The following is a 22,129-nucleotide window of genomic DNA, read 5'->3' on the forward strand; positions in this document are numbered from 1 at the left end:
CCCCGCGAACGTGGGCCGGCCGGCGGTCAGTCGGCGGGGCGGGGGCTCGTGACGACCTGGGCGCCGTGGACCGGGCCCCTGGCGCGACGCAGGTCGCGGCACAGGTCGGAGGCAGCCAGTGAGACCGACAGGTCGAGCGCGGCCTCGTGGCTCTCGGTGAGGAACGCGACGGTCGGGCCCGACCCCGACACGACGCCGCCGAGCGCCCCGAACTCGACGCCCGCGTCGCGCAGCTCGCGCAGCTGGGGGCGCAGCGAGAACGCGGCCGGCTCGAGGTCGTTGTGCAGCGCGGCCCCGAGCGCCGCGGGGTCGCCGGAGCGCAACGCCGCCATGAGGCCGGGGCTGACCCGCGGCTCGGGGACGTGCACGCCGTCGCGCTCGCGCAGCCGGTCGCACTCGGCGTAGACCTGCGGCGTCGACAGGCCGGTGTCGCTGATGGCGAAGACCCAGTGGAACGTGCCGCGGGCCAGGACCGGTGCGAGCTGCTCGCCACGCCCGGACCCCATGGCGTTGCCGCCCACGAGCGGGAACGGGACGTCGCTGCCGAGCAGGGACGCGAGCTCGGTGAGCTCGTCACGGTCGAGGCCGAGGCCCCACAGGTGGTCGCAGGCGAGGAGGGTGGCGGCGGCGTCCGCCGAGCCGCCCGCCATGCCGCCCGCCACCGGGATGTCCTTGTCGATGCGGATCGAGAGGGACTCGTCGACCGACCACCGCTCGGCGACGAGTCGGGCGGCGCGGACGGCGAGGTTGTCGCCGTCGGTCGGGATGCGGTCCGAGTACGTGCCGGCGGGCACGACCTGCCAGTCGTCCCAGCGAGCCACCGACACCTCGTCGTGCAGGGAGACGGCCTGGTAGACGGTCGCGAGCGAGTGGTAGCCGTCGGCCCGGCAGGGGCCGACGCGCAGCTCGAGGTTGACCTTGCCCGGGACCCGCACGGTCACCGCGCCCGGCAGGGTCGGAGCGACAGTCATGCGCCCACCCTATGGGTCCGGTCAGTCGTCCGTGGCCGGCGGCGTCGAGGACTCGTGCGACCGGCTCTTCTTTGACCCCCGACCCTTCGGCGACCGCGAGGGAGATGTCGACCGAGACGTCGAGGGCGACGGCGAGCCGGCCTGTGGCCGCGCCGCGGCGATACGGGCGAACGTCTCGATGTCGAGCTGCTCCCCGCGCGCCCGAGGGTCGACGCCGGCCGCCCGGAGCGCCTCCTCCGCCAGCGCCGGCGAGCCGGCCCACGAGGCGAGCGCGCCGCGCAGGGCCTTGCGCCGCTGGAGGAAGGCGGCGTCGATGCAGCGGAAGACCTCCTCCCGCGTGGCCGTCGTCACCGGGGGCGTGCGTCGGCGCAGCGACACGAGCCCGGAGTCGACGTTGGGGGCCGGCCAGAAGACCGTTCGTCCGACGCGTCCGGCCAGCTCGACGTCCGCGTACCACGCGGCCTTGAGGCTCGGGACCCCGTAGATCTTGCTGCCCGGCCTGGCCGCGAGCCGCTCGGCGACCTCGAGCTGGACCATGACGAGGACGCGCTCGAGGCTCGGGAAGTGCTGGAGGAAGGACAGCACCACCGGGACGGAGATGTTGTACGGCAGGTTGGCCACGAGCGCGGTCGGCTGCGGCTTCGGGAGCTTCGTCACGGTGAGGGCGTCGGCGGCGACGAGGCGCAACCGGTCGGCGTGCTGCGGCTGGAGACGCGCCACGGTGTCCTCCAGGGCGCCGGCGAGGCGCGGGTCGACCTCGACCGCGGTGACCTGCCGGACGACGGGCAGCAGCGCGAGGGTCAGCGAACCGAGCCCCGGACCGACCTCGACGACCACGTCGTCGGGGCCGACGCCCGCCACGCGCACGATCTTGCGCACGGTGTTCGGGTCGACGACGAAGTTCTGGCCCCACTGCTTGGTCGGGCGGACCTCGAGGCGCTCGGCGAGCTGCCGCACCTGGGCCGGGCCGAGCAGCGCCGAGTCGTCGACCTGGGCCGCCCCGGTCGCGTCCTTCTTCGCCATGGCCTCACCCTATGGCCCACCCCGGCCACCGGACGGCGACGCCCGCCCGACCCGAGGGGGTCGAGCGGGCGTGTGCGCGGGTGCCGCGGCCGGCCCGTGGGCTCAGCCGCAGCTCCACTGCGACGTGCCGTTGTCGGCGTAGACGCGGTTGGCCACCGTGATCTGCTCCTCGCGCGAGGCGAGGTCGGCGCGCGAGGCGAAGTCGTCGCCCCCGTAGGCGAGCCACGTGGAGGTCAGGAACTGCAGACCGCCGTAGTAGCCGTTGCCGGTGTTGATGTGCCAGTTGCCGCTCGACTCGCACTGGGCGATCGAGTCCCACATCGACGCGCGGGCCAGGTTGATCGCGGCCCCGGAGCCACCCGTCGAGCCGCTCGAGGTGCTCGAGGTGCTCGAGGTGGTGGGCCGCGCCTTGGTCCCGACGAGGACGACGCGGTCGACCGGGGCCTTGGTCACCTTGGCGGACAGGCGCTTGGTGGCGACGACCTTGCCGTCGACGACGGTGCGCTGCACCGTGACGACGCGGGTGCCGTCGCTCCCGGCACGCAGCACCTTGGTCTGGCCGGTGTACAGGTCCGAGGAGCTGCGCCTGGTCGTGCCGTGGGCGATGGTCTCGGTGACGGTGGCCGACTTCTGCTGGACGCGCTGGACGCGGATCGTCGTACCGGCGGTGAGCGGCGTCGTCGCAGCCGGTGTGACCCGGTCGGTCGAGCCGAGGTGGACGCCGAGCTGCTTGAGGGCCTCGCCGACGGTGGCGGCGGCGACGGTCTTGGTCGTCGTGCGGCCGTCGGCGACGACGGTGACCGGCTTGGGGGTCACGATCGTCAGGGACAGGCCCTGACGGCCGATGGTCTGCGAGCGGGACACCGAGATGCGGGCACCGTCGCTGCGCAGGCCGAGGGCGAGCAGGGCTCCGTCGACCGTGGTCTCGGTCGTGCGGATCTGGCGCTGCTTGCCGTCGATGGTCAGGGTCAGCAGGCGGCTGTACCGGACGGTCACCGTCTCGCCGTCGCTGAGCGGGCTGTCGGCAGCCGGGACGACGACGTCGCCGGGCTTGGTGGTGATGCCCTCGGAGTCGAGGAGGTCACCGACGGTGCTGCCGAACACGTGGGCTGCGGTGGTCTTGCCGTCGACCGAGAGGGTCACGGCCTTGTCGAGCTGCGCTGCGCCGACCGCGCCACTGGTGAGCACGACGGCCGCGCCGGCGAGGGCGAGGACCTTGAGATTGCGCGAAACCAAAACACTCCGAACGTCGAACGTCCCGGGTGCAACGCGCTCTCGAACAGCCCTCGTCGCGGCGTCGGGACGAGGTCGATGCGGGGCTGCAGCCGGCCAACAGTCGTCCACAGTGACCGACGACCGGCCGTCAGGTCAAGTTTCGGTAACGACGCGGCCTGTCGACGGGCGGGCCGACAGGGCCTGCGCTAGGCGGTTCGTCCGGGTCCGGACGCAGCCTCGGCCGCGCCCGCTGTCCCGGCCGGACGCCATGAGCCGTATACCCGCTCGCTGTTCTCCGACACCGCCCGGCACAGCGACGGCACGTCGACGTTGAGCACCCCGGCCATGGCCCGCAGGGTCACCGGGACGAGGTAGGACGCGTTCGTCGCGCCCCGGTGCGGGCTCGGTGCGAGATAGGGCGCGTCGGTCTCGACGAGGAGGTGGTCCAGGGGGGTCGCGGCGAGGGCGTCGCGCAGCCCCCGGGCGTTCTTGAACGTGACGGTGCCGGCGAAGGACAGGTAGTAGCCGCGCTCGACGCACCGCAGCGCCATCGTGAGGTCGCCGGAGAAGCAGTGCAGCACGGTGCGCTCGGGCGCGCCCTCCTCGTCGAGGATGCGCAGGACGTCGTCGTGGGCGTCGCGGTCGTGGATCTGCAGGGCCTTGCCGAGCCGCTTGGCCAGGTCGATGTGCCAGCGGAACCCGTCCTGCTGCACCGGGATGCCCTCGGGGCCGGTGCGGAAGTAGTCGAGCCCGGTCTCGCCGATGGCGCGGACGCGCTCGTGGGCGGCGTGCCGCTCGACCTGTGCATAGGCCTCCTCGAGCCGACCGGCCGCCGCGAGACGCGGAACCTCGTTGGGGTGCAAGGCGATCCCGCCGACCAGCTCGGGGAAGCGGTCGATGGCGTCGACGGTGAAGGCGATGCCCTCGAGGTCGCAGCCCACCTGCACCATCCGGGTCACACCGACCGACCTGGCCCAGGCGACCGCCTCGGCGACGTCGAAGGGAGCGTCGCCCTCGCGCGTGATGTCGAGGTGGACGTGGTTGTCGACGACGTCGATCGGCAGCGGGTCGGGCCGGTCCGGCAGACCGTGGTGTCCCGACGAGTGCGGGCTCATGCGCCCGCGGCCTCGTCGGCGTCCGGCTCCGCGCCGGACTCGCCGGACTCGCCGGACTCGACTGACTCGGCGGGCTCGTCGGAATCGGTGGACGCGTCGCCGAGGCGACCGCGCTCGGCCTCGATCACGGCCTCGGCGTCGAGCTTGGTGAAGACGCCGGTCGGCTTCGCGATCGGCGTTCCCGGCACGACCGGCCTCGACTCCCACCGCGGGGTCGCGGAGTAGTCGCCGGTGATGACGGGGTAGCAGCGGCTGTCGTCGTCGAGGTCGCGCACCATCTCGAGGCGAGGCATCGGCATGAGCTCACCCTCGCCGCCGAGCACCGCGTGGACCCGGTTCGCGGCGTGCGGGAGGAACGGCGCGATGAGCGTGTTGATGTCCGAGACGGCCTGGGTCAGCGTGTGCAGCACCGTGCCGAGCCGCTCGCGCTGGTCATCGCCCTTGAGCTTGAACGGCTCCGTCCTCGAGACGTACGCGTTGGCCTCGCCGACGACGCGCATGACCTCCGCGAGCGCCGCCTTCTGCCGGTGCCGCTCGAGGGAGCCCCCGACGGTCTCGAAGGCACCGCGCACGGTGGCGAGCAGCTCCTCGTCGACGGGCTCGAGCGGGCCGGGCTCCGGGATCTGGCCGAAGCTCTTGGCGACCATCGCGGCGGTGCGGTTGACGAGGTTGCCCCAGCCGGCGACGAGCTCGCTGTTGTTGCGCTGGACGAACTCGGCCCAGCTGAAGTCGGCGTCCTGGTTCTCGGGCCCGGCCGCGCAGATGAAGTACCGGATCGGGTCCGGCCCGTACCGGGCGACGATGTCCTGCACGTAGATGACGTGCTTGCGGCTCGTCGAGAACTGCCTGCCCTCGAGCGTCATGAACTCGGACGCGACGACCTCGGTCGGCAGGTCGAGCTGGCCGTACGGCCCGGGCACGCCGCCCTTGTCACCGTGGCCCGCGTAGGCGAGCAGCTCGGCCGGCCAGATCTGGCTGTGGAAGGTGATGTTGTCCTTGCCCTGGAAGTAGTAGGACACGGCCTCGGGGTCGTTCCACCACTCGCGCCAGCGGTCCTCGCGGCCGGGGCCCAGACGACGCGCCCACTCGATCGAGGCCGAGAGGTAGCCGATGACGGCGTCGAACCAGACGTAGAGGCGCTTGTTCGGGTTGTCCTGCCACCCCGGCAGCGGCACCGGGATGCCCCAGTCGATGTCGCGGGTCATGGCACGCGGCCGGACGTCCTTGAGAAGGTTCTTGCTGAACTTGATGACGTTCGGGCGCCACGTGCCCGACGCCTCCCGGCCGTCGAGCCACTGCCCGAGCGCGTCGGCGAGCGCCGGGAGGTCGAGGAAGAAGTGCTGCGTCTCGACGAACTCGGGCGTCTCACCGTTGATCTTGCTGCGCGGGTCGATGAGCTCGTCGGCGTCGAGCTGGTTGCCGCAGTTGTCGCACTGGTCGCCGCGCGCGTCGGGGAACCCGCAGATCGGGCAGGTGCCCTCGATGTAGCGGTCGGGCAGCGTGCGACCCGTCGAAGGGCTGATCGCCCCCTTCGTCGTCTGCTCGATCATGTAGCCGTTGGCGTGCACCTGCCGGAACAGCTCCTGCACGACGGCGTAGTGGTTGCGCGTCGTCGTGCGGGTGAAGAGGTCGTAGGACAGGCCGAGGTCCGTGAGGTCCTGGGCGATGACCGCGTTGTACTTGTCGACGAGCTCCTGCGGCGTCAGGCCCTCCTCCTCGGCCAGGACGAGGATCGGCGTGCCGTGCTCGTCGGTGCCGGAGACCATGAGCACCTCGTGCCCCGCCATCCGCATGTACCTGCTGAAGACGTCGGAGGGCACGCCGAAACCGGCCACGTGGCCGATGTGGCGCGGGCCGTTGGTGTACGGCCAGGCGACGGCTGACAGGACATGACTCATGCGGTGAATCCTAGGCACCCGCCGGATGGGGTCGCGCCGGTGTCGGAATCCTTCAAGCGCCGACGCGGCCGGGCGGGTATGACGGAGGCATGACTGGACATGTGGCGACGGCACAGGTGACGGTCGACGCGTCACCCGAGCGGACGTGGCAGACCCTGACCGACCCCGAGCGGGTCACGCAGTGGATGGCCGGGACGACGCTGACGACGGACTGGTCGGTGGGCGGACCCATCACCTGGGCGGGTGAGATCGAGGGTCGGGCCTACGAGGACAGGGGCGAGGTGCTCGAGGTCGACGAGCCCCGACGCCTGTCGGTGACCCACTACAGCCCGCTCATGGGCCAGGACGACGTCCCGGAGAACTACCACACGGTGACCTACACCCTCGACGGCGCGGGCGAGGGACCGACGACCGTGTCGCTCGAGCAGGACGGCAACGAGTCGGCCGCGCAGGCCGAGCAGTTCTCGCAGAACTGGCAGTCGATGCTCGAGGGGCTCAAGGCCGTCGCCGAACGAGGCTGACGGGCCGAGACCCTTGGGACACAGCCGAACCGGCGCCACCCGGCAGGGGTGACGCCGGCACGGCTGTGTCGTCGCCCTGGTCGGCCGTGGCCGACGGGTCACTCGGTGAAGTTCACCTCGAGGCTGATCGGCACCGCCTTGAGCGCCTGGCTGACCGGGCACCCCTCCTTGGCGGCCTGGGCGGCCTCCTCGAACTGCTCGGCCGTCAGGCCGGGAACCTTGGCCGTGACGGACAGCTCGATGCCGGTGATGCCGGTGCCGGGCTGGAAGGTGACGGCGGCCTTGGTGTCGATGCTCTCCGGCGGCGTCCCGGCCTTGGCGAGCCCGTTCGACAGCGCCATGGAGTAGCAGGTCGAGTGTGCCGCCGCGATGAGCTCCTCCGGGCTCGTGCGCCCGCCGGGCTGCTCGGCGCGCGAGGCCCACGTGACCTCGTGGGTGCCGAGGTTCGACGACTCGAAGGTGACCTGTCCGGACCCCTCCATGAGCGAGCCCTCCCAGTGCGCGGACGCGTTGCGGATCGTAGCCATCCCTGCTCCTTGCCTCGTGTGTCTGGATGCGGCGCCGGTCGCAGCACCCGCCGGCGCAACGCGCCGCGTCCCGGCCGTGTTCCACCCTGACCCCAGGGCGTCCACCCTTCAAGACCTACCAGCCCGACCCGCCGACCCGTACGACGGGACGCCGGGAGCCGCGGTCGTGGCCGGCATGCCTCAGCCCCGGGACACCGCCGCGTCGTAGAGCACCTTCTTCGACAGGCCGGTTTCGGCGGCCACGACGCCGGCGGCGTCCTTGAGCCGCTCCCCCTGCCCGACGCGTCGGCGGACCTGCTCGACGGCGTCGTCCACCGAGGCGAGGCGTCGATCCGCCCCCGCCACGACGACGGTGATCTCGCCCTTGACCCCCGCCTGTGCCCATTCGACGAGCTCGGCGAGGGTGCCGCGTCGGACCTCCTCGTACGTCTTCGTCAGCTCGCGGCACACCGCGGCCCGACGGTCCGCCCCGAACGCGTCGCCCATCGCGGCGAGGGTGTCGGCGAGGCGGTGCGGCGCCTCGAAGAAGACGAGCGTCCGGCGTTCCTCGGCCACCTCGGCGAGGGCGCGGGCCCGCTCGCCCGGCTTGCGCGGGAGGAACCCGTCGAAGCAGAACCGGTCGACGGGCAGGCCCGACACGGCGAGCGCCATGAGGACGGCGCTCGGCCCGGGCACGCACGTGACGCGCACCCCCGCCTCGACGGACGCGGCGACGAGGCGGTAGCCCGGGTCGCTGACGGAGGGCATGCCCGCGTCCGTGACGACGACGACGCGCTCGCCCGCGACGAGCCGTTCGACGAGCTCGGGCGTCCGGCTCGCCTCGTTGTGCTCGTGGTAGCTGAGGACCGCGCCGCGCGGGGTGACGTCGAGCTCGGTCAGCAGCCGCCGCAGCCGCCTCGTGTCCTCGGCGGCCACGACGTCCGCCTCGGCGAGCTCGGCCCCGAGCCGGGGCGCGGCGTCGCGCGGGTCGCCGATGGGGGTGGCCGCGAGGACGAGGGTGCCGGTGCTCATGGCGTCATCCTCGCAGGGCCACCGCCCGGCCACCGGGGACGGCGGGCCGGACGGACGGCGACCCAGGTGTCCAGATTCCGTCCCCCATCGTGGACCGGTAACCATCCGGAAACCTCGACGCGGTACCACTGACGCATGAGCACCCAGGACCGGGCCACCACCGAGCAGCTCCTCGAGGCCGACCGGCGCGAGCCGAACGTCGCGACGTTTGCCGGTGGCGTCTCCTCCGCGCAGCAGCACGCTGCCCTCCGGGCGTCGGTGCGCCAGCTCGGGACGCTCCTCGGCGAGGCGCTCACGCGGCACGAGGGACCCGAGCTGCTCGAGCTCGTCGAGAAGGTCCGTGGTCTGGCCCGCCAGCCCCAGGACGACGAGCTGCGTGCGCTCCTCGAGGGGGTCGACGCACCGACCGCCGTCGTGCTCGCCCGGGCCTTCACCGGTTACTTCCAGCTCGTCAACGTCACCGAGCAGCTGCACCGGTGGCAGGAGCTGAGCGCCGTCGACGAGGGACCGCTCGCCGCGACGGTGCGGCGCATCGGGGAGGCGCTCGAGTCCGGCAGCCTGGAGCGCGAGCAGCTCGACGACGTCCTCGCCCGGCTCGAGTACCGGCCGGTCTTCACGGCCCACCCCACGGAGGCCACCCGGCGCACCGTCCTGAACCTCCTACGGCGCATCGCGGCCACCGTCACCGAGCTCGAGGACCCGCGCCGCCCGGCCACCGAGAGTGCGCGCACCGAGCGCCGCCTCGCCGAGCTCGTCGACATGCTGTGGCAGACCGACGAGCTGCGCATCGTGCGGCCCGAGCCCACCGACGAGGCGCGCACCGCGATGCACACGCTGCGCTTCCTCGCCGCCCAGGTCGTGCCGGACCTCCTCGGCGAGCTCGACCGCACCCTCGCCGGCATCGGCGTCGAGCTGCCCGCGTCCGCGCGTCCGCTGCGCTTCGGCGCCTGGGCGGGCGGTGACCGCGACGGCAACCCCAACGTGACGCCCGAGGTGACGCTGGAGGTCATCGGCCTGCAGCACGACGTGGGCCTCGAGGAGCTCGTCGACAAGCTCGACCACATGCTCCACGAGCTGTCCTCGTCGACCCGTGTCGTCACGGTCACCGACGCCCTGCGTGAGAGCCTCGAGCGCGACGCCACGGCGCTGCCGGTGACCTACGAGTCGGTCCGACGGCTCAACGCCGAGGAGCCGTACCGGCTCAAGCTGAGCTTCGTGCGGGTCCGCCTGCTGCGGACCCGGGACCGCCTCGCACACGGCACGCCGCACGAGCCCGGCCGCGACTACGCGACCTTCGACGAGCTGCTCGCCGACCTCGTCCTCATCCGCGAGTCGATGGTCGCGGGCGGTGACACCCTGACCGCCGACGGCGCGATCCTGCGGCTCATCCGCGCGGCGGTCGCCACCGGCACCGGCCTGGCGACCCTCGACGTGCGCGAGCACAGCGACAAGCACCACGCCGCGCTCGCCGAGCTGTACGACCGCCTCGACGAGCTCGACACCCCGTACGGCGAGCTCGACCACGCGGGCCGCATCAAGGTGCTGTCGCGGGAGATGGCCTCGCGCCGCCCGCTCACCGGCGCCGGCACGCACGACCTCGGTGAGGCGGCGACGGCCTCGCTGTCCCTCATGGCCGCGATCGGCCGCGCGCTCGACACGTACGGCGAGGAGTGCATCGAGACCTACATCGTGTCGATGACCCACGACGTCGACGACCTCTTCGCCGTCGTCGTCCTGGCCCGCGAGGCCGGACTCGTCGACACGGGAAGCGAGACGACGGCGGCGACGGCCCGGATCGGCTTCGCGCCCCTGTTCGAGACGGTCGCCGAGCTCGAGGCCGCGGGCCCCCTCCTCGACGCGCTCCTGTCCGACGCGTCCTACCGCCGCGTCGTCGCGGCGCGTGGCGACGTGCAGGAGATCATGCTCGGCTACTCCGACTCGTCGAAGGACGCGGGAATCGCCGCGTCGCAGTGGCAGATCCACCGCGCGCAGCGCGCCCTGCGCGACGTCGCGCGTCGGCACGGCGTCGTGCTGCGGCTCTTCCACGGCCGCGGCGGCTCGGTCGGACGCGGCGGCGGCCCCACGGGCGAGGCCATCCTCTCCCAGCCCTACGGCAGCCTCGACGGGCCGATCAAGATCACCGAGCAGGGCGAGGTCATCAGCGACAAGTACACGCTGCCGGGCCTGGCCCGGTTCAACCTCGAGGTGGCCCTCGCCGCGGTGCTCGAGGCGTCGGCCCTGCACCGGCGGTCCCTCCTGCCGCGGGACGTCCTCGACGGCTGGAACGGCACGATGGACGTCGTGGCCGGTCGGGGCCAGGACGCCTACCGCGCGCTCGTGCGCGACCCCGGACTCGTCCCGTTCTTCGTCTCCGCGACGCCCGTCGACGAGCTCGGCAAGATGAACATCGGCTCGCGCCCCTCGAAGCGTCCCGGTGGCGCCGGCGGCCTCGATGACCTGCGCGCCATCCCGTGGGTCTTCGGCTGGACCCAGTCGCGGATCATCCTGCCCGGCTGGTTCGGCGTCGGCTCCGGGCTCGCCGCCGCCCGGGAGGACGGCCGCGAGAGCACGCTGCGCGAGATGTACGGCTCGTGGGCCTTCTTCCGCACCTTCCTGTCCAACGTCCAGATGACGCTGGCCAAGACCGACCTCGACATCGCCGCCGGGTACGTGCGGGCGCTCGTGCCCGAGGACGTCGCCGGCATCTTCGACACGATCCGCGCCGAGCACGCCCGGACGGTCGAGGAGGTGCTGCGGGTCACGGGCCAGAAGGAGCTGCTCGAGTCGGCGCCCGTGCTGCGGCGGACCCTGCAGCTGCGGGACAGCTACCTCGCTCCCCTGCACGCCCTGCAGACCTCGCTGCTCGCGCGGTCGCGTGCCGTGCCCGACGACGCCGAGCCCGACGACGACGTCCAGCGGGCGCTGCTGCTGACCATCAACGGCATCGCGGCCGGCCTGCGCAACACCGGCTGACGCGTCAGCCGACTGTGCTGCCCGCGGCCCGGAGCAGGCGCTCGGCCTGCTCCCGCATAACGTCCCGCAGCTCGGGCGGGTCGAGCACCGTCATCTCCCACGGGAGCACGGCCAGGTGCATCGCCATCCAGCCGAGGTGGTTGCCGCCGGCCTCGAGGATGCAGTGCGCGCGGCCGTCGGCCGTCACGGTGCCGACCGACGGCGGGATCTGCTGCTCCACCACGGACTTCGACGCATGGATGCGGACGCGGCAGACGTGGTCGTAGGCGCCGCGGGAGATCGACCGACGCACGTGCTCCGCGGCGTCGGGGGCGTCGTCCCGGGGCTTGAAGCGCCAGCCGCGGGCCTCGGGGCCGCTGATCCGGTCGAGCCGGAAGGTGCGCCAGTCCTGCCGGTCGAGGTCGTAGGCGAGCAGGTACCAGCGACGGCCGGTGGCGACGAGGCGGTAGGGCTCGACGGTCCGCTCGCCCGCCCCGCGCGGACCGTCGTAGGCGAACCTGACCCGCTCGGTCTCGCGGCAGGCCCGCGCGAGCACGAGGAGCGTCGACGCGTCGACCGGTGAGGTCGTGCTGTCGAGCGTCACGGTGGCCTCGTGGATGGCCTCGACCTGCGAGCGCAGCCGGCCCGGAAGCACCTGGTCGAGCTTGGCCAGCGTGCGCACGGCGGCCTCGCCGAGGCCCTCGACGGTGCCGCCCGCCGCGAGCCGCAGGCACACGGCGATGGCGACGGCCTCGTCGTCGTCGAGCAGCAGCGGCGGCAGCCGGCGCCCGGCCCCGAGCTGGTAGCCGCCGCCCGCGCCGTGCGCCGCGTTGACGGGATAGCCGAGCTCGCGCAGGCGGTCGACGTCGCGCCGCACGCTGCGGGTCGTCACGCCGAGGCGCTCGGCCAGCTCGGTGCCGCTCCAGACCGGCCGGCTCTGGAGCAGGTCGAGCAGCCGGAGCACGCGGGCGGTCGTGCCGTTGCCGTCGCTCGTCGTGGACATGGTCGGAGTCTGCCATTCACTCAGGACAGTTCCTGTCCTATATGCCTGCGACGATCGAGCCATGACACGGACGACACGCACGACCAGCACGACCATCGACTGGAACGAGACCCTCGTCGAGCAGGCCGACTGGCACTGGAAGAACCAGCTGCGCGCCCGCTTCGAGGGCCTGACCGACGACGAGTACTTCTGGGAGCCGGTCCCGGGCGCCTGGAACGTCCACCGGCGCGGCGAGGGCAGCACCGAGATCCAGGGCGGCAGCGGCGCGATGACGATCGACTGGGCCTACCCCGCCCCCGAGCCGACGCCGGTGACGACGATCGCCTGGCGCCTGGCCCACATCGTCGTCGGGGTGCTCGGCGCCCGGGCCCACAACCACTTCGGGGCGCCCGAGGCCGACTACTTCACCTTCGACTACGCCGCGACGGCCGACCAGGCCCTCGCCCAGCTCGACAGTGCCTACGCCGCCTGGTTCGACGGCGTGCGCAGCTGGGGCGCCGAGGGGCTGACCGAGCCGTGCGGCCCCGCGGAGGGCTTGTTCGCGGACGCGTCGCGCGCCACCCTCGTGCTGCACATCAACCGCGAGCTGATCCACCACGGCGCGGAGATCGCCCTGCTGCGCGACCTCTGGGCCCACCGCACCGCTTGACCCGGCACCCACCGACCCGCACCCTCCGACCGTCACACGGCCTCATCGCCTACATCGACCAGCAGCGCGACGCCTTCGCCTCGGCCGCCTACGGCCTGACCGAGGAGCAGATCCGCCTCACCCCCACCGCCGGAACCCTGTCGATCGGGGGACTCGTCAAGCACGTCACGAGGTGCGAACGCGGCTGGGTCGAGCGCATCGCCGCGGCGCCCGGGGCCCCGGCACCGCCCGACGCCTCGGTCGAGGAGCAGGCCGCGGCCTGGGGCGACGACTTCCGCGTCACCGACTCCGACACCCTCGACTCGCTCCTCGCCGCCCTCGCCGCCCAGGGCGACGTGACGCGCGAGGTGCTGCGCACCGCCGACCTCGACGCCGCGGTCCCCGTGCCGCGGGACGCGCCGTGGTTCCCCCGGGACCTGGAGGCGTGGTCCGTGCGTTGGGTGGCGCTGCACCTGGTCGAGGAGCTCGCCCGCCACGCCGGGCACGCCGACATCGTCCGGGAGTCCATCGACGGCGCGACGATGTACGAGCTCGTCGCCGGGCGCGAGGGCTGGCCGGACACGCCGTGGCTCAAGCCGTGGCGTCCCCCGGTGGCGACGCAGGCCTGAGCCGGGAGAGCCGAGCCAGCGACAGGCGAAGGGCCCTTGGGAGTATGAGTCCCAAGGGCCCTTCTGGGCGACCGGTCGTGGTGACGCTCCCGGCCGACGGCTCGGTTCCTCTGGTCCCACCAGCCCCGTCACCCGGCTGGCGCAGTGGGTCACCCCACCGTACGGACCATCGTCCCCGTCCCGTCCCGCTCTCCCGGAGGAGGGCGTGAGAGATTTCTATCCGGTACGAGGCTGTCCCACAAGGGTTTTCGTGCAAGAAAGTCCCGGTACACAGGACGATCGCGTGTCGTCCACAGCATGGCGACGCTCGTCCACACCCGGAGCTGCTATGTGCACAGGTTGTCCCCCGGCGCCTGTGGACGGCCGAGGGCGGGCCTCGGGGTGGCGGCGTCGCCGCGTCAGCCGGCGGACGCCAGGACGCCCTCGAGCAGCCGGGCCGCCGCCTCCGCGACCTCCGCACCGGACGTGTCGCCCGCCCGACGCCGGTGCCCCGCCGCCTCGCGCAGGCCCGCGACCTCGTCGGCGACGACCGCTCGCTCGTCGCCGCGCCCGAGCACCCGGCGCTCGACCTCGGCCGCCCCGACGCCGATGGCCGCGCCGGCCACGTGCTCGGACGAGGTGAGGGGCCGCCCGACCCCGGACGCGTCGCGGAGCGGCACGGCCTCCGCGTTGTCGAGGGCGGCGAGCGTCGACCGCAGCGCCGACACGAGGTCCCGGTCACGCTCGCGCATGGCGGTGGTGAGGCGGTCGCGCAGGGCGCGGCGCAGGGGCGAGGTCGTCATGACGACGACGCTAGACGCGAGTCACCAAGGGAGCCAGCGCATTTCGACACCACCACGAATGAAGCCACGAAGATGGCTGCGGCTCAGTGGATCTCGAGCAGTCGCTCGCGGAAGAAACGGCGCACCGCGGCGACCGCCTCGGGGTGCCGGTGGTCGGTGAGCGTGGAGTGCCCCGCGCCGTCCAGCTCGACCGCGAGGAAGCCCTCACCCAGCTCGCGCCGCAGCGTGTCGAAGCGCGTCCCGGTGACCCAGTCGCCGCGGTAGCGCAGGCCGAGCACCGGGCACCCGTCCGCGACCCGGCGTCGGACGGCCGCGAGGTCGGAGGCCCCGAGGTTGAGGTCGGCCGCCCGCCGCGGCCCGAGCGGCAGCGGCACGGCGGGCTGGGCGACGACGGGCGCCACGACGACGGGGTCGACCATCATCGCGAGCGCGAAGCCGCCGGTGACGCACATGCCCAGAGCGCCCACGCCGACGCCGCCGGCGCGTGCGTGCAGGTCGCGGGCGAGGCTGCGCAGCCAACCGGCGAGCGGCGCGGTGCGGCCCACCGCGACCATGGTGAACTCGCGCGTCACGCACAGCCGTGGCACGACGCGGACGGCCTCCCACGTGCGCGGCGGGGCGTGCGCGGAGCCGAACAGGTGCGGCATCGCCACGGTGAAGCCGTCACCGGCCAGCTGGTCGCCGAGCTCGACGACCTCCGGCGTGAGGCCGGGGCTCTCGTGCACGAGGACGATGCCCGGCCCTGAGCCGCGCTCGTAGACGGGATGGGTGAACCCGTCCGCGGCGTGCTCGCCGCGCTGCCAGCCGGAGAGCAACGCCACGCGCTGACCGTACCCGCGCACCGCGTCGTGCCCTCCGACCGCAGCTGCTGCGTGGCTACAGTGACGCCATGTCGACCCCGGGCCTCCTGACGCGGTTGCTCTCGCGCCCCTCGCCCTGGGACCCGGTCACCGTCGACGACCCCGTTGCGCGACACGGGCTGCGGCGCGAGACCCTCCTCGTCCTCGGCGTCAGCCTCGGGTCGTCGGCTGTGTACGCCGTGCTGTCGATCATCGAGAAGCTGACCCGGGCCGTGCCGCTGTCGCAGCAGACGACCGCGATGAACCAGTCGGCCACGCCGGACCGGCCCTGGCTCGACCTCGCCTACCAGCTGGCCAACATCCTGCTGCCGCTCGTGCCCGTGGTCCTCGCCCTCTACCTGCTCGACCACGTGCGCCGCCCGGCTCCCGCGGTCCGGGCCGCCCGGTTCCTCGGGCTCGACCGCACCGAGCCCCGGCGCGACCTGCTCCGCGGTGTCGGCCTCGCCGCCGTCATCGGCGTCCCCGGCCTCGGTCTCTACCTCCTCGCCCGCGCGCTCGGGGTCAACACGACCGTGTCGGCCGCCAACCTCGAGGCCGTGTGGTGGTCCGGGCCGGTGCTCGTGCTCGCCGCCGTCGGCAACGCCGTGCTCGAGGAGGTCGTCATGGTCGGCTACCTCTTCACCCGGTGGCGCCAGGTCGGGTGGGCCTGGCCCCTCGTCATCGCCGCCTCCGCCGTGACCCGCGGCACCTACCACCTCTACCAGGGCTTCGGCGGGTTCGTCGGCAACATCGCCATGGGCCTGCTCCTCGGCCTCGTCTTCGTCCGGACCCGGCGCGTCATGCCCCTCGTCGTGTGCCACACGGTCCTCGACGTCGTCGCCTTCGTCGGGTACTCGGTGCTCCGCGCCCGCGGCATCTCCCTCTGACTCCCGGCCCGTCGCACCCAGGGGCACTGCATACGATGGCGCGCATGAACTCGACCCGACAGGTGCGCGTCCGCCTGCTCGGGGACCCGGCCGACGACTTCCGCCTGAGGCGACGTGTCGCCGGACGCATCGCCTGGCTCGGCTGGGCCGGACCGCTGTTCTTCACGCTCGTCGGCGGCTTCATGCGCTTCTGGCACGTCGGGGCGCCGCACCAGCTCGTGTTCGACGAGACGTACTACGTCAAGCAGGGCTGGTCGATGGTCCTGTTCTGGTTCGAGATGAAGAACGACGACGTGCTGCAGCAGGCCAACCAGGTCGACCAGCACTTCACCGCCAACGACCCGATGGTCTACGGCACCGAGGGCGACTTCGTCGTGCACCCGCCGGTCGGCAAGTGGCTCATCGGCTGGGGCGAGGTCCCCTTCGGCATCCTCAACTCCTTCGGCTGGCGCTTCGCCGTGGCCCTCGCCGGCACCATCTCGATCTTCATGCTCGGACGTATTGCGAGACGGCTCTTCCGCTCCGACCTGCTCGGCACCGTCGCGGCAGCGCTGCTCGCCTTCGAGGGGCACCACTTCGTCCACTCCCGCACCGGCCTGCTCGACATCTTCGTCATGTTCTTCGGGCTCGCCGCCTTCGGGGCGCTGCTCCTCGACCGGGACCGGGCGCGGGAGGTGCTGGCGCGCAAGGTGGGTGACCGGCCGCGTGCCGCGACGTCATGGCTCGGCCCCTGGCTCGGCTGGCGGCCCTGGCGCTGGGTCGCCGGCGTCATGCTCGGGCTCTCGGCCGGCACCAAGTGGTCCGGCCTCTACTTCCTCGTCGGGTTCGGCCTGCTCACCGTCCTCTGGGACGTCGGCGCCCGCCGCGCGGCCGGTGTCCGCGGCTGGGGGGTCGGGGCGCTGGTCAAGGACGGCCCGTTCGCGTTCGTCCAGCTCGTCGTGACGGCGGTGCTCACCTACGTCGGCAGCTGGACGGGCTGGATCCTCACGCAGGGCGGTTCGTTCCGCACGTGGGGCGCCACGAACCCCGACACCCGGTACGCGTGGCTGCCGGACTGGTGGCGCTCGCTGTGGGCCTACCACCAGCAGATGTACGCCTCGACCCAGGCGATCACGTCCTCGCACCCGTACCAGACCAACCCCTGGTCCTGGCTCATCCAGGGCCGGCCCACGTCGTTCTACTACGAGGGCCCGAAGAAGGGCTCGGACGGCTGCCTCGTCGACCAGTGCAGCAAGGCCATCACCTCGATCGGCACCGTGTCGATCTGGTGGACGGCGACGGTCGCGATTCTCGTCCTGCTGTTCATGTGGGCCCTGCGTCGCGACTGGCGGGCCGGCGCCGTGCTCTGCGGCCTCTTCTCGGGCTACCTGCCGTGGTTCTTCCTCGGCAACCGCACGATCTACTCCTTCTACGAGGTCGCGTTCGTGCCATGGGTCGTCCTCGCCTGCGTGTACGTCCTCGGGATGGTCATGGGCGGGCGCGAGGCGTCCGTCACGCGTCGACGCGTCGGTCTGGGCGTCATCGGCGGGTTCGTCCTCCTGACGATGGCCCTGTTCGCGTTCTTCCACCCGATCTACGTCGCCGACGTCATCCCGCTGACGGAGTGGCAGGCCCGGATGTGGTTCCCGAGCTGGGTCTGAGGGGCTACAGCCGCTGACGTAGTCACGGCTCGTCCGTGGGCGGGTCGACCGCCCTCGTGGCCGGACCTACCGTCAGCCCATGAACCCGGGGTCGTCAGCGTCTCCTGCCCTGAACCGGCACCGGCGGGGACGGTGGCTCGCCCGCCTGCTGCCGCCCGCCATCGTCGCCGCGCTGGCGCTCCTCGTGGGGGGACCGATGCAGCCCGGCTGGGCCGCCGGTTCGGTGGACGAGGTGCACTACACCTTCACCGGGTCGACGTCGGTCGCCCTCGACTGGCGCGGCAGCGCGAACGACGTGCGGTGGGGCACCAGCAGCACGTACGGGCAGACCGCGACCGGCGTGGCCCCCGGATGGACGCCGTGGGACTCCCCCGGGCCCTTCTGGCAGCTCGAGCTGGACGGCATCGTGCCGGGCACGACCTACCACTACTCGATCGGCGGCGGACCCGACTACACCTTCCACGCGCCGCCGACCTCGAGCTTCCGGTTCGATGCCATCGGTGACGTCGGCGACACCGTCAACTTCTCCAAGCTGGGGGCGACCCTCGACAACATCACCTCCGACGACCCGTCGTTCGTGCTCATGGTCGGCGACCTGACGTACGCCAACGGCACGACGATGGACGCCGTGCACCAGCACTTCAACGACGTCATGCGCTGGAGCACCCGCGTGGCGTACATGCCTGCCTGGGGCAACCACGAGTACGACGTGGCCGGCTCGGACGACCTGCGCAACTACAAGGGCCGGCTCCTCATGCCGAACGCGGCCGCCTCCCCCGGGTCGCCGGCCATCTCCGCCGGCGGCAACGACTGGGGCTGGTTCGACGCCGGTCCGGTCCGGTTCATCGCCTACCCCGAACCCTGGACGGGTGCCTGGAGCGACTGGCAGTCCAAGGCCGGACCCCTGATGCGGCAGGCGCAGGACGACCCCACCATCAAGTACATCGTCACGTACGGCCACCGGCCCGCCTACTCGACCGGCTACCACCCCGGCGAAGCGGGCATCGCCTCGATCCTCGACGGGTTCGGGCAGTCCTACAGCAAGTACGTCCTCAACATCAACGGCCACTCCCACGACTACGAGCGCTTCCAGCCGATCCAGGGCGTCACGCACGTCACCGTCGGCGCGCCGTCGTCGCTCGAGACGCCGTGGACCAGCACCGACCCGCGCACCGCGTTCCGGGCCTTCCACCTGTCCCACCTGCGCGTCGACGTCGGGTCGACCGGCCTCAAGCTGCAGGCCGTGTGCGACGAGTCGACGACGAAGGAGGACATGGCCTGCGTCGCGGGAAGCGTCATGGACGAGTTCGTCATCGGCACGCCGCCGGTCCTGCCCGTGGCGACCGACTACTACGTCGACAAGACCAGCCCCGTCTGCACCGACTCGGGCAACGGCACGTCGAGCACGCCGTTCTGCACGATCACCAAGGGCGTCAGCCGGCTGCAGGCCGGCAACGCGCTCTACATCGGTGACGGCACCTACGCGGAGACGGTCAAGCCGTCGGTGTCGGGCACCGCGAGCGCGCCGATCACCATCACGAGCTGGCCGGGCCGCAGCCCCGTCATCGGCACCGGCGTGACCAACGGCGCGTACCTGTCGACGAGGAGCTACATCGAGCTGTCCAACCTCACCTTCACGGGAACGACGGGCGACGGCATCTACGTGACCAAGAGCGACCACGTCACCATCCGCGGCAACACCGTCACCAACACGGGGCGACAGGCCCAGGGGGCGACCGCACCCGGCATCAGCATCCGCGCGACGAACAGCTCGCTCGTCGCCGACAACAACACCAACCACAACAGCGACACCGGCATCTACGTCACGAACACCTCGACCGGGAACACCGTGACCAACAACCAGTCGAGCTTCAACGCCCAGGGCTGGCAGCGCAACGCCAACGGCATCAACGTCACGAGCCCGGGCAACGTCATCTCGAGGAACGTCACCCACGACAACGAGGACACGGGCATCCAGCTCTACACCGGCGGCAACAACAACCTCGTCACCCTCAACGTCACGTACAACAACGGCGACCACGGCATCGACAACCTCAACGTCACCGGCGGGACCATCGTGGGCAACACCGTGTACCGCAACTGCACCACCGGCATCAACCTCGAGGGCACGTCCGCGGGCAGCTACCAGATCGCCAACAACATCGCCGTCGACAACGCCGTCTACCCGGCCTATGCCGGCATCGCGTGCGCGCGCCGCGCGGGCAACATCGGCGTCTGGGACGGCGCCCAGAACAGCACGCTCGTCGACCACAACCTCGTCTACCTCAGCAAGAGCGGCGTCATGTACGCCTGGGGCACGACGTACACGAGCCTGACCGCGATGCGCGCTGCCTCCGGGCAGGAGGCCGCCGGCGTCCAGGCGGACGCCAAGTTCAGCAACGTCGGCACGTGGGACCTCTCGCTGCGCGAGGGGTCGCCGGCCATCGACCGCGGCGACAGCGGCGTGCCCGGAGCCCAGGCCACCGACATCCTCGGCTACCCCCGCGTCCGCGACCCCAACGTCGCCAACACCTTCGCGGCCGGGCCGCGGCTCTACGACGACCTCGGCGCGTACGAGTTCCAGCCCGACGTGCCGCCACCGGTCCAGCCACCGGTCGCGCGGCTGACGCTGAGCCCGACCAGCGGTACGGCTCCGCTCGCCGTCAGCGCCGACGCCTCCGCGTCGACCGACCCGCAGGGCCAGACCCTCTCGTACGCGTTCGACTTCGGTGACGGCACGACCCTGCCCGCGCAGTCGTCCCCCACCGCAGCCCACACCTACCAGTCCGCCGGCACCTACACGGTCACCGTGACCGCCCGGAACACCTCCGGGCTCGTGGGCACCGCGAGCGGCTCGGTCGCCGTCGCCGCACCGCCGCCACCGGTGCAGCCGCCGACCGCCAGCCTCGTCATGACGCCGGCCAACGGCACCGCCCCGCTGTCGGTCACCGCCGACGCGTCGGCCTCGCGCGACCCGCAGGGCCAGAGCCTGAGCTACGCGTTCGACTTCGGTGACGGTACGACGCTGGCCGCTCAGGCCTCGCCCACCGCGACCCACGTCTTCACCACCGTCGGCACGTTCACGGCGAAGGTCACCGTGCGCAACAGCAGCGGCCTCAGCAGCTCCACGACCGCGACGGTCGGCGTCACGTCACCGCCCGTCGTCCAGCCGCCGTCGGCGTCGCTGACGGCCACGCCGTCGAGCGGGACGGCCCCGCTGGCCCTGACCGCCGACGCGTCGGCCTCCACCGACCCGCAGGGCCAGACGCTCTCGTACGCGTTCGACTTCGGTGACGGCACGACGGTGCCCGCGTCGACGACCTCGACCGCCACCCACACGTACGCCTCGGCCGGGAGCTACACGGTCACCGTCACCGTGACGAACACCTCCGGCCTCAGCGACAGCGCGGCCAAGACCGTGGCGGTCACGGCACCGCCACCACCGGTCCAGCCACCGGTCGCCTCGCTGGCCGTGAGCCCCTCGACGGGCACGGCACCGCTGGCCGTCACGGCCGACGCGTCGGCCTCGACCGACCCGCAGGGGCAGACGCTGTCGTACGCGTTCGACTTCGGTGACGGCGCCACGGCGCCGGCGTCGGCGAGCGCGACGGCGACGCACACCTACACCGAGGCGGGCAGCTACACACTCACCGTGACGGTGCGGAACACGTCGGGCCTGGCGTCGAGCGACCACAAGACGGTCAGCGTCGCAACTCCGCCCCCGCCGCTCAAGGCGCCGACGGCATCGCTGAGCCTGACACCGTCGAGCGGCACCGCGCCGCTGGCCGTCACGGCCGACGCCTCGGCGTCGACCGACCCGCAGGGGCAGACCCTGTCGTACGCCTTCGACTTCGGTGACGGCACCACGGTGCCCGCGTCGACGACAGCCACGGCGACGCACACGTACGCCTCGGCCGGGAGCTACTCAGTCGTCGTCACGGTCACCAACACCTCCGGCCTGACCGCCACCGACCAGAAGTCGGTGCTGGTGTCGGCACCGCCGCCACCGCCCCGCGCGCCGTCCGCCGCCCTGTCCGTCAGCCCGTCGAGCGGCACCGCACCGCTCGCGGTCACCGCCGACGCCTCGGCCTCCACGGACCCGCAGGGGCAGACGCTGTCGTACGCCTTCGACTTCGGTGACGGCACCATCACCGGCACCTCCACCTCGGCCACCGCGACGCACAGCTACACGACCGCCGGCAGCTACACCGTCACGGTCACCGTCACCAACTCGTCCGGCCTGACCGCGACCGCGCAGAAGACGGTCAGTGTCTCCGCGGCGATCCGGCCGCCGACGGCCTCGTTGTCCGTGACCCCGTCCAGCGGCACCGCGCCCGTCTCGGTCACCGCCGACGCGTCGGCCTCCACGGACCCGCAGGGGCAGACCCTGTCCTACGCCTTCGACTTCGGTGACGGCACCATCACCGGCACCTCCACCTCGGCCACCGCGACGCACAGCTACACGACCGCCGGCAGCTACACCGTCAC

General features: G+C 72.4%; 17 protein-coding genes. 7 read left to right on the plus strand and 10 right to left on the minus strand.

The window, feature by feature from the left end; genetic code table 11:
- Window positions 1-26: 26 nt before the first annotated feature.
- The 5 genes from ACPYOM_RS03445 to metG form a co-directional block, all read right to left on the minus strand.
- The gene (locus tag ACPYOM_RS03445) at window positions 27-971 is read right to left on the minus strand and encodes a 4-(cytidine 5'-diphospho)-2-C-methyl-D-erythritol kinase (protein WP_481344891.1); all 945 of its coding nucleotides are present in this window, start codon (window positions 969-971) and stop codon (window positions 27-29) included.
- A 21-nt stretch (window positions 972-992) separates the two neighbouring features.
- Window positions 993-1,994, minus strand: a complete 1,002-nt coding sequence (gene rsmA, locus ACPYOM_RS03450; RefSeq protein WP_481344892.1) for a 16S rRNA (adenine(1518)-N(6)/adenine(1519)-N(6))-dimethyltransferase RsmA — start codon at window positions 1,992-1,994, stop codon at window positions 993-995.
- 102 nt (window positions 1,995-2,096) lie between these two features.
- Window positions 2,097-3,230, minus strand: a complete 1,134-nt coding sequence (locus ACPYOM_RS03455) for a transglycosylase family protein (protein ID WP_481343537.1) — start codon at window positions 3,228-3,230, stop codon at window positions 2,097-2,099.
- Between the two features lie 185 nt (window positions 3,231-3,415).
- A complete protein-coding gene (locus ACPYOM_RS03460; RefSeq protein WP_481343487.1) occupies window positions 3,416-4,324 on the minus strand; it encodes a TatD family hydrolase in 909 nt (302 codons plus the stop codon).
- Window positions 4,321-6,222: a methionine--tRNA ligase gene (gene metG / locus ACPYOM_RS03465; RefSeq protein WP_481344893.1), complete on the minus strand. Its 1,902-nt coding sequence runs from the start codon at window positions 6,220-6,222 to the stop codon at window positions 4,321-4,323. The genes ACPYOM_RS03460 and metG overlap by 4 nt, the downstream gene beginning before the upstream one ends.
- Before the next feature lie 89 nt (window positions 6,223-6,311).
- Here metG and ACPYOM_RS03470 point away from each other — a divergent pair, with 89 nt between their 5' ends.
- Window positions 6,312-6,743 carry an SRPBCC family protein gene (locus ACPYOM_RS03470; RefSeq protein WP_481343485.1) on the plus strand — a complete coding sequence of 144 codons (432 nt, stop codon included), beginning with the start codon at window positions 6,312-6,314 and terminating at the stop codon, window positions 6,741-6,743.
- Between the two features lie 98 nt (window positions 6,744-6,841).
- On the opposite strand, the gene ACPYOM_RS03475 is transcribed toward ACPYOM_RS03470, so the two are convergent.
- The gene (locus ACPYOM_RS03475) at window positions 6,842-7,270 is read right to left on the minus strand and encodes an OsmC family protein (RefSeq protein WP_481343484.1); all 429 of its coding nucleotides are present in this window, start codon (window positions 7,268-7,270) and stop codon (window positions 6,842-6,844) included.
- Window positions 7,271-7,450: 180 nt separating this feature from the next.
- Window positions 7,451-8,281, minus strand: coding sequence for a 16S rRNA (cytidine(1402)-2'-O)-methyltransferase (gene rsmI / locus ACPYOM_RS03480; RefSeq protein WP_481344894.1), 831 nt, complete (start codon window positions 8,279-8,281; stop codon window positions 7,451-7,453).
- A gap of 135 nt (window positions 8,282-8,416) precedes the next feature.
- On the opposite strand from rsmI, the gene ppc reads away from it, so the two are divergent.
- The gene (ppc, locus tag ACPYOM_RS03485) at window positions 8,417-11,254 is read left to right on the plus strand and encodes a phosphoenolpyruvate carboxylase (RefSeq protein WP_481344895.1); all 2,838 of its coding nucleotides are present in this window, start codon (window positions 8,417-8,419) and stop codon (window positions 11,252-11,254) included.
- A gap of 4 nt (window positions 11,255-11,258) precedes the next feature.
- On the opposite strand, the gene ACPYOM_RS03490 is transcribed toward ppc, so the two are convergent.
- A complete protein-coding gene (locus tag ACPYOM_RS03490) occupies window positions 11,259-12,236 on the minus strand; it encodes a helix-turn-helix transcriptional regulator (RefSeq protein ID WP_481344896.1) in 978 nt (325 codons plus the stop codon).
- Between the two features lie 61 nt (window positions 12,237-12,297).
- Here ACPYOM_RS03490 and ACPYOM_RS03495 point away from each other — a divergent pair, with 61 nt between their 5' ends.
- Both ACPYOM_RS03495 and ACPYOM_RS03500 read left to right on the plus strand, forming a co-directional pair.
- Window positions 12,298-12,885 carry a DinB family protein gene (locus tag ACPYOM_RS03495; RefSeq protein WP_481344897.1) on the plus strand — a complete coding sequence of 196 codons (588 nt, stop codon included), beginning with the start codon at window positions 12,298-12,300 and terminating at the stop codon, window positions 12,883-12,885.
- Window positions 12,882-13,493, plus strand: a complete 612-nt coding sequence (locus ACPYOM_RS03500) for a DinB family protein (RefSeq protein ID WP_481344898.1) — start codon at window positions 12,882-12,884, stop codon at window positions 13,491-13,493. The genes ACPYOM_RS03495 and ACPYOM_RS03500 overlap by 4 nt, the downstream gene beginning before the upstream one ends.
- A gap of 398 nt (window positions 13,494-13,891) precedes the next feature.
- Here ACPYOM_RS03500 and ACPYOM_RS03505 read toward each other — a convergent pair whose 3' ends face one another.
- Window positions 13,892-14,275, minus strand: coding sequence for a hypothetical protein (locus ACPYOM_RS03505; protein WP_481343535.1), 384 nt, complete (start codon window positions 14,273-14,275; stop codon window positions 13,892-13,894).
- A gap of 83 nt (window positions 14,276-14,358) precedes the next feature.
- Entirely contained in the window at window positions 14,359-15,096 is a 738-nt protein-coding gene (locus ACPYOM_RS03510; RefSeq protein ID WP_481344899.1) for a dienelactone hydrolase family protein, read from the minus strand.
- A 68-nt stretch (window positions 15,097-15,164) separates the two neighbouring features.
- Between ACPYOM_RS03510 and ACPYOM_RS03515 the strand changes: the two genes are divergently transcribed.
- The 3 genes from ACPYOM_RS03515 to ACPYOM_RS03525 form a co-directional block, all read left to right on the plus strand.
- The gene (locus ACPYOM_RS03515; RefSeq protein ID WP_481344900.1) at window positions 15,165-16,001 is read left to right on the plus strand and encodes a CPBP family intramembrane glutamic endopeptidase; all 837 of its coding nucleotides are present in this window, start codon (window positions 15,165-15,167) and stop codon (window positions 15,999-16,001) included.
- 44 nt (window positions 16,002-16,045) lie between these two features.
- A complete protein-coding gene (locus ACPYOM_RS03520; RefSeq protein WP_481343531.1) occupies window positions 16,046-17,641 on the plus strand; it encodes a dolichyl-phosphate-mannose--protein mannosyltransferase in 1,596 nt (531 codons plus the stop codon).
- Window positions 17,642-17,720: 79 nt separating this feature from the next.
- Window positions 17,721-22,129 (plus strand): PKD domain-containing protein (locus tag ACPYOM_RS03525; RefSeq protein ID WP_481344901.1); only part of this gene is annotated, 4,409 nt, incomplete at its 3' end.

This window comes from Monashia sp. HAY1-2A (assembly GCF_056755315.1).

Bases quoted from the DNA above. Each gene is read 5' to 3' on its own strand.
- ACPYOM_RS03445 (WP_481344891.1), bottom strand. From the start codon at position 971: ATGACTGTCGCTCCGACCCTGCCGGGCGCGGTGACCGTGCGGGTCCCG.
- rsmA (WP_481344892.1), bottom strand. From the start codon at position 1,994: ATGGCGAAGAAGGACGCGACCGGGGCGGCCCAGGTCGACGACTCGGCG.
- ACPYOM_RS03460 (WP_481343487.1), bottom strand. From the start codon at position 4,324: ATGAGCCCGCACTCGTCGGGACACCACGGTCTGCCGGACCGGCCCGAC.
- metG (WP_481344893.1), bottom strand. From the start codon at position 6,222: ATGAGTCATGTCCTGTCAGCCGTCGCCTGGCCGTACACCAACGGCCCG.
- ACPYOM_RS03470 (WP_481343485.1), top strand. From the start codon at position 6,312: ATGACTGGACATGTGGCGACGGCACAGGTGACGGTCGACGCGTCACCC.
- ACPYOM_RS03475 (WP_481343484.1), bottom strand. From the start codon at position 7,270: ATGGCTACGATCCGCAACGCGTCCGCGCACTGGGAGGGCTCGCTCATG.
- rsmI (WP_481344894.1), bottom strand. From the start codon at position 8,281: ATGAGCACCGGCACCCTCGTCCTCGCGGCCACCCCCATCGGCGACCCG.
- ppc (WP_481344895.1), top strand. From the start codon at position 8,417: ATGAGCACCCAGGACCGGGCCACCACCGAGCAGCTCCTCGAGGCCGAC.
- ACPYOM_RS03490 (WP_481344896.1), bottom strand. From the start codon at position 12,236: ATGTCCACGACGAGCGACGGCAACGGCACGACCGCCCGCGTGCTCCGG.
- ACPYOM_RS03495 (WP_481344897.1), top strand. From the start codon at position 12,298: ATGACACGGACGACACGCACGACCAGCACGACCATCGACTGGAACGAG.
- ACPYOM_RS03505 (WP_481343535.1), bottom strand. From the start codon at position 14,275: ATGACGACCTCGCCCCTGCGCCGCGCCCTGCGCGACCGCCTCACCACC.
- ACPYOM_RS03515 (WP_481344900.1), top strand. From the start codon at position 15,165: ATGTCGACCCCGGGCCTCCTGACGCGGTTGCTCTCGCGCCCCTCGCCC.
- ACPYOM_RS03520 (WP_481343531.1), top strand. From the start codon at position 16,046: ATGAACTCGACCCGACAGGTGCGCGTCCGCCTGCTCGGGGACCCGGCC.